Source organism: bacterium (genome assembly GCA_035281585.1).
Lineage (GTDB): Bacteria > UBA10199 > UBA10199 > DSSB01 > DSSB01 > DATEDP01.
Genome location: DATEDP010000165.1, coordinates 1 through 7,285 on the forward strand (window position 1 = coordinate 1; position 7,285 = coordinate 7,285).

Annotated in this window: 1 protein-coding gene; it reads left to right on the forward strand. The window is 59.8% G+C overall.

The window, feature by feature from the left end; all coding sequences use genetic code 11:
• Window positions 1-7,285, forward strand: a 7,285-nt coding sequence (locus VJR29_14565) for a HEAT repeat domain-containing protein (protein HKY64626.1), incomplete at both ends; no start/stop codon positions are given.

Sequence of the window (7,285 nt, forward strand, 5' to 3'; positions counted from 1 at the left end):
TCACTTGGCCGTCGGCGACTACGCCGAGATCGACGCGGCCAACATCGAGCTGGCCAAATTGATCGAATCCCTCCAAGGCGCCGAAACCAAGGAAGAGGTCGAAGCCCAGCTTGAGCGCTTAAACGAGCTGATCAAGCCCGATGGCATCCTCTACGAGGCCTTCCAAGCCGCCGAGATGGACGGAACCGAGCAGGTGATCGGCCTAGTCCAGACGGTGGCGATGATCCTCGGCACGGCCCAGGCCACTCGAGGAGCGAGCTTGGCGGTCGAAGGCGCCGAGGCCGTCTTCTTAGCCGACAAGATGTTAAGAGGCTTCTTCTGGGGCGCTTACATCGCGACCGCCGAGAACGCCGTCGCCACCACCACCGGTGAAGTCCGGACCGAAAGAGATACGATCGAAACTTGGGTGAAGGACGCGGTCTCGACCGGCGCCTCGATGGCCCTGGTGATGCCGGCGGCCGGCAGCGTCGGCCAGGCCTTGGAAGGCAACACGCTAAGGAATCTAGCCACCCGCTATCTCAATCCCGGTGGTTTGACTCGATTAGCCGGCGATACCGCTCTCGAAACCCTCGAAGAAACCGTCGATCAGCAGCTCCGCAAGACCCTCGACGGCAAGGCCAATGCCTTGAGCCCCAGCGAAATCAAGGAGCTCTTCAAACTCTGCTTGGCCGGCGGTGGCTTCCAAATCGGCGCTCTCGCCAAGAACTTCCAGGGGCAAGTCGAGGCCAAGACCTTGGAAAAGACCGCTGAGGAGAAGGAGCCTGCATCGCGCAGAAATCCCCTCCTCAATCCCATCTTTGCGCCAATGTGGATGATGATGGGAGTCGACGGCTTGGGCGGATCTGGCAAGGAGGATAGTGAGGGGACCGTTGAGGGAGAAGTCGTGGAAGCGAAGGACTACCGCAGCCCTTCACCCGTTGCTGTCGAGGAGGGGATCGGCTCTCTCAACCAAGCGAAGATCCGCTTGGCCCTGATTGAATCCCATGCCGCCGAGGCCCTGCGATTGAAACCCGATGACCAGCGCCGTGCTTCTACGGCGCTCTCGCTCTTGAAACTGGCTAAGAAAACGCCTTTCCCACTGGATTGGTTTGGTACCCTGGTGTCGAGGAAGAGCAAAGGCTCGGACCACCCTTCGAATAAAGTGTCCGATGCCGAGATCCTCGGTCCCTTTGCTTTAGTGAAGGCTCTGGAGCTCATCGCTGGCAGCGCCCTGAGTTTCGAGCAAAGGATCGATTGTTTGGAAGCCTTCGATCTTTTACAAGAAAAACTTACCCGGCAGTTGGATTTATCCAAGTTGAATTTCTACCTAAAGGCCGGCGGCAGTCTCGCCTCGGTTCTGGCGATGCCCGAAATCGCCATCATGTTACTACCGATCGAACTTGCACGGTATTATTTCATGCCCTCCTATCTGTTGGGAGGCTGGGCTTGGTTAAATTCGGTCATCAAGCAATACCCGATCGAAAAGAAACGTTGGGATGAGATAGAATCGACATTTCTAAGCTGGGTTTTAGAAAAACGTGAGATCATCGAGGGCAAAAGCTTCGATCCAAGGTTCCGAGTCCTCGATCTCATTCCGTCAACCGACGCTTCGGATAAGGTGAAGCTGGAAGCCAAAGCAGAAGCGGAGGCCGTCGAAGTAGATTCGGAGCTTTTCACCGGAAAGATCAAAAAAACCAAGCTCGATGGCCCCCTCGGATTCTTTCTGACCGCCGGTGCCGGTCTTGCGACCTTGCTCGGCGCCTCCGAAGCCCATGCGGCAGCGGAGGCGGCTTCCCAGGCTGCGAGTAGCGGAGGGATCTGGCCCTTGGCGGCCGGTCTAGCTTCGCTGGCGCTGGGGATCGTGTTTGGCTCGGGCAGTTCGAAGCCGACGGCCCCACCGGAGCCCTATCGTGAGCGCCGCAAGAAGCTCTTGGATGGCCTTGTTCGATTGAACCGGCCCGGCCAAGAGGAGGAGCTTGTCGCCCGGGTCCTGGAACATTCGGTCGAAGACGGCTTGGAGTTAGCAGGGCGCTTGAATTTGAATCCTGCCCAATTGAAGAACACGATAACGACCCCGGCCTTCGTCTTAAAACACCCCGAGCTTTACCGAAAGCTGGTTGCTCAACTTCAAATCTGGAGCAAGAACAAGCCCGAGGTCGAGAATTTTATCAGGCTCGCGCGTAGGTTAATCGGCTGGTTGCCGGGGCCGGAAAATCAAGCCGAACTTTTTCCCGGATACCTTCCTAAGAAGCTGATGAAGCCTCCTCGTCATCGATCGCTAGGCCCAGCCTTCGCCGCGGTCGATGACTTTTATCTCGATGCTTTCATAACTCGGAAGCCGCTGCCTCACGCTACCTCGTCGGCCTCGGCCGCCGATTCGGAGTCCCCGGGAAGACGGATGGCCCGGCGCTATTTGGAAGAGCTGGAGCCCCTCTTCGAAGGCAAGGCCACCGCCTTCCGCCAAATCCAAGAAGTGAAGCAGGCCGTGGTGGAGCAAGAGCTCAAGGCCGAGCTCAAGCAGGCCCACCCGGAGATGCGGGTGGAGCTGGATGCCGAGACCGACCGCTATCGGCTGGTGGCCAAGGAAGCGGAAGCCGCCGATTCGAAGCCTGATCCGGTTCGGCAGCGGCTCGAAGCCTTCGAAGCGCGGGCGGTGGAGGAGCTGGAGCGCCTTTTGGACCAAGGTTCGGAAGGCGGTTACATCGCCAAGGGTCTCGCCGGCCTCGATTCGAAAGCGGCCTGGGATTTGAGAACGCGACTTTTGGATGAAGGGCGAACGACGAAAAGCGTGGTCGTCATGGGCCTCGCCGGCTTGGATTCGCCGCAAGCCTGGGAAATGCGCGAGAGCTTTTTGTCCGAGGTCGAGAGCAAAATCGAGAGCGAGCGGGGCGATCCAACTCCCGCCGCCTTGAGCCTCGCCGGCCTCGATTCCCCGCGGGCCTGGGAAATGCGCGAGCGAATCCTGAGTCAAGGAGGATCGCAGGGCTCGGTCGCCGCCGGCCTGAGCGGCTTGGATTCGCGGCAAGCCTGGGACCTGCGAAGGCGGCTTTTGGTTGAAGGGGCGGCACCGAACCTAGTCGCCCTTGGCCTGGCCGGCTTGGATTCACCGGAAGCTTGGGACATGCGGAAGCATTTCCAGAGCCTCGCCATGGCGAATGACGATAAATCGACCCTCACCCATCTCATGGAAAGCCTGGCCGGCTTGGATTCGCCGCAAGCCTGGAAGATGCGGCATGAGACCTTGAATATCTCCCTGGGCAGACCCACCGGCTATCTGCTCATGGGTAGCATCGCCAAAGGCCTGGCCGGCTTGGATTCGCCACCAGCCTGGGAAATGCGGCTCGGCCTCCTGGTGATGGCCAGGAAAACCAACAATTCCTTTCTCAAGGAAGACATCGCCCAAAGCCTGGCCGGCTTGGACTCCCCGAAAGCTTGGGAGATGAGGCGGGAATTGTTTCGGGAGATCGACGGAAAGCACGCGGTCGCCGAAGGAATCACCGGGAACTACACCAACTTCGTCTGGCGCCTGCGGCCGGAGTGGCGGGTGGAGCCAACCGAAGGTCAAAAGACTTCCGTGAGCGAGCGCCTCGCGGCTTTCGAGAGTCGAGCCGCGGAGGAGCTGCATCGCCTGCTGGACCTGGGTGCCAAGGCTTCCAAAGTCGCCCAGTCGCTCGCCGGGATGGATAACACTGAGGCCTGGGCGATCCGAGTCCGGCTGCTCACCAAGGCCCTCAGGGTGAAAGATGACGACCTGCTGGGTTATATCATCCTGGGCCTCGCCGGCGTGGATTCCGAAGAAGCTTGGACCGCGCGCGAGAACCTTTTCCAACAAGCCGACCGAAAGGCGGGTCTGGCCTGGCAGCATGGCTTGCTCGCCCAAGGCCTCGCCGGTTTGGATACCGATCGAGCTTGGGCGATGCGGGATCGTCTCTTGGACATCGCATTGCAAGGCCAAAGATTGAAATTGCTGGACGATATTGCCGCCGGTCTGGCCGGCCTAGATTCGAAACGAGCCTGGATCATGCGCGAAAAATTGCTGAAGGAAGGCGTCAGCGAGATCGATGTCGTGAGAGGCGTTGCCGGCTTGGATTCGGAGCGAGCTTGGAAAGTTCGCCAAAATTTGGGCTATGAGGACAAAAACCATTTCCTGTCCGTCGCCGAAAGCCTGATCGGTTTGGATTCGGAGCGAGCCTGGACCTTGCGCGATCGCTTCTGGGAGTCGGCCACTCTCAAGAATGACATTCTGCTCAAGACGGAGTTGGTCGTCAGTCTGGCCGGGCTGGACTCGCCACAGGCCTGGAATAGGAGGGAAGAGCTTTGGCGGGAATTGGATAAAACCGGACATCTCGGACTTAAAGACCATATTGCCCGGAGCCTGGCTGGCTTGGATTCCAAACGGGCCCAGGAAATGCGATCGCGGCTTGCTAATGAAATCGACGTCAATGCCCTTGTCGAGAGCTTTGCCGGCGATCATAAGACCTTTCTCTGGCGTTTTCTTCCCGAATGGCAAGAGAACGAAGGTTTAAACCTCCTAAACTTGGTTCACCGACCCTCCTTGCCCGAGATTCAAAAATATCTGGATCGCGAGACGGTGGGCGATGAGACGGGCCCCAAGCAACGGGCCGGTGGAAGCCTGGGGAGCTCTCCTCAGGTTGCGCGCATCCTCACCGACTTCTCCTCAATGGACCGCGACACCGCCCGCGAGCTGCTCAAGACCAATCCGGCCGTTCCGGACCGAGCCCCGGCCCAGCTCGCGAAACTCTTAATCCAGCACCTCTTCCCCGGCTTGCTCAAGCCGGCGCCGGCCCAAGGTCTTCCGCCGCCGTCCTTGGCCGACGTCTTTCGAGCCCGTGAAGCTTTTATCTTGGCCGGCGGGGGAGCGCCCCTGATTCAAGATCAGCGCCCGCTGCTCCAGTCCCGGGAAGCGATGGAGGCTTTCTTGGTCGACGGGATTTACGGCCGGCTCGATCCACAATCCCAAAATTGGGAAAAGACCGAGCTCCCGATCCGCCGCGAAGTCGCGGAGCCGGCTCAAGAGGCCACCTTGACGATGGTCGAGGTGCGGGGAGCCGGAAAAATTTCCCTGCCCATTCCCCATGACGGGCGCCTTCTCCCGGAGCGCGTCCGCGGGGTCGATGGGAAGGGACGGGAGATCCCGCTTTCGCCGGGCATCGAGGGTTTGGGCGAGTCGGTGGTGAAGCTGCCCGCCGGAGTCGTCAAGCTGCTCTACTCCGTCCAAAGGTCGACCCGGCCGGAGCCGATGCGGGATCCCAGCGCCACCGAATTTTCGGCCTTCCTTCGCGGGCTCGACCCGAAGCTGCGGCGCGACCTGACCGCGCCGCTTCCCGGCCTGCCGCAAGATTTGATCGCCGAGCTGCGGCGGCCCGAATTCACGGCGCTTTCTCCCAAGGAGAAGGTGGTCTACATCGAGACGATGGTTCGGGAATTGGGCTGGTACGATGCCGCCAACCAAGAGGTTTCGGCGGAAAAAGCCGGCAAATCGCCGGCCGAGCAAATCCTTCTCGCCGAGCGGCGGATGGAGGAATTGCGGCGCCGGGATCCGTCGATTCCCGATTCGAAGCGCTTCGCCGGGGTTTGCACCGACTTCACCCTGCTCACCGTCGCTTTGTTGCGGGAGGCTGGAATTCCGGCGGGCATCCTGACCGGTGTGAATTTACGAGGCCAAGAGGCCCAGATGCGCAACAGGCATGCCACTGCCTTTGTGCCCTGGCCCGAAGCCAAGGGCGGGCTGCGGATTGTGCCGGTCGACGGCACGCCGGGCGGCTCGGACGAGGAATTCGCGGCCCGGCCCAGCTTGGCCGAGTTCGAGGCCCGGGCCCGGGAAAATCCGGCGGCTCCCGATGGGCAGAAGACCGAGGCCGAAGTCGCCGAGCTGCGGAAGCAAGCCAAGGCCGAAAGCGTCGAATCCATCCTCCAGCTCAAGAACGGCGAGCTGGAACGAGCGGTGAATCTCATCCTCCACCATGAGGTGAAGGAAGCCCACGTTCAGGCGGTGCGCCGAGCCTTGGAAGCTTTTTGGTACAGCGGCGTGGATCGAGGGGGAGAAAGCTTTGAAAGCGAGAGCGAGTTTCTCCGCGAGGAGGTCGCTCGCGAGCGACTGCTCACTCCTCAGGAGGCGACCGAGCAGCCGGGCGGCGCTCCTTTCTTGGCGATGGTGCGGGATTTCGTGGAAAGATTTCGGCGCGATCCGGCGATCGATTCGGAGCGAAAAGCTCTGGATCTGCTCAAGAGCGTGGCTCGCCAGGCCGATTCCGGCATGAACGGCGTCGAGCGCCGGGCCTTGGCCGCGGTGCTATCCTACCTCGGCGCCGAGTCGATGTCGGGGGCGAAATCTTTCGGTGGATCCGGCGCCGGCAGCGCTTTGAGTTTGGCGGTGGGTGTTGGCGCCGGCTTGGCGACCTTGCTCGGCGCCTCCGAGGCTCAGGCGGCGGTAGCAGCGGTTTCCGAGATCGGCCAAGGTGGGCTTTCTGGCTTGGGCGGCGGCTTGGCCGCTTTCGCCTTGGGCGGGATCTTTCATTGGCTAGCCGACCGACTTAAAAAGAAGCCGGCCGAAGCTTTCAATGACGCAGATACGACCGAATCCTTGATTCTCCCGGCGCCGAAAGGCGGATCGCCCTATCGAGATGGAGCGCGGAAGAAAGTCCCGGACTCGGAGATTCAAAATCTCATTGCCGGATTAGCCGACGATTCTTCCGAAATCCGGGAATCATCGGCCAATGCTCTCTTGGCGATTGGCACCGATGCGGTTCCGGCCCTGGTTGACCTGTTAAGTCACGAAAATAGCTCATTTCGTTATCAATCCGTAATCCTTTTGCAGAAACTGGAGGTTACGCAACTCGCCAACCGATTCTGGGAAATTTTAGATCAGGGCGAGGAGGAGGGCTATATTCGGCGCGCGGTCGCGGACGCGTTGATCCAGGGGCGTCAAATCAAGGGCATCGACGAGCTGCGTCGCCTTTTGCAGGATCGGGACGCTGTGATCCAAATTAAAGCCATTCTGGCGGCGTGCGACTGGGAAATGAGGGAAGCCATTCCGGATTTGTGGCAGTTGATCAAGCACGAGCATGGGCTGGTGCGCTTTATAACGGCATTGGCGTTGGATCGTTTCGGGGAATTCAAGACGATGGAAGATCTTCAAACCATTCTCCATGATGAGGTGTGCGCTGATATCGCTTCGAGGGTTCTCGCGAGACTCGGTGGAATCGGAGAAATCGAACATTTTAGAAAATTTTTGAAGCATGAAAAATTCTACGTTCGTCAACAAGCGCTGATCGGTTTCATAAAA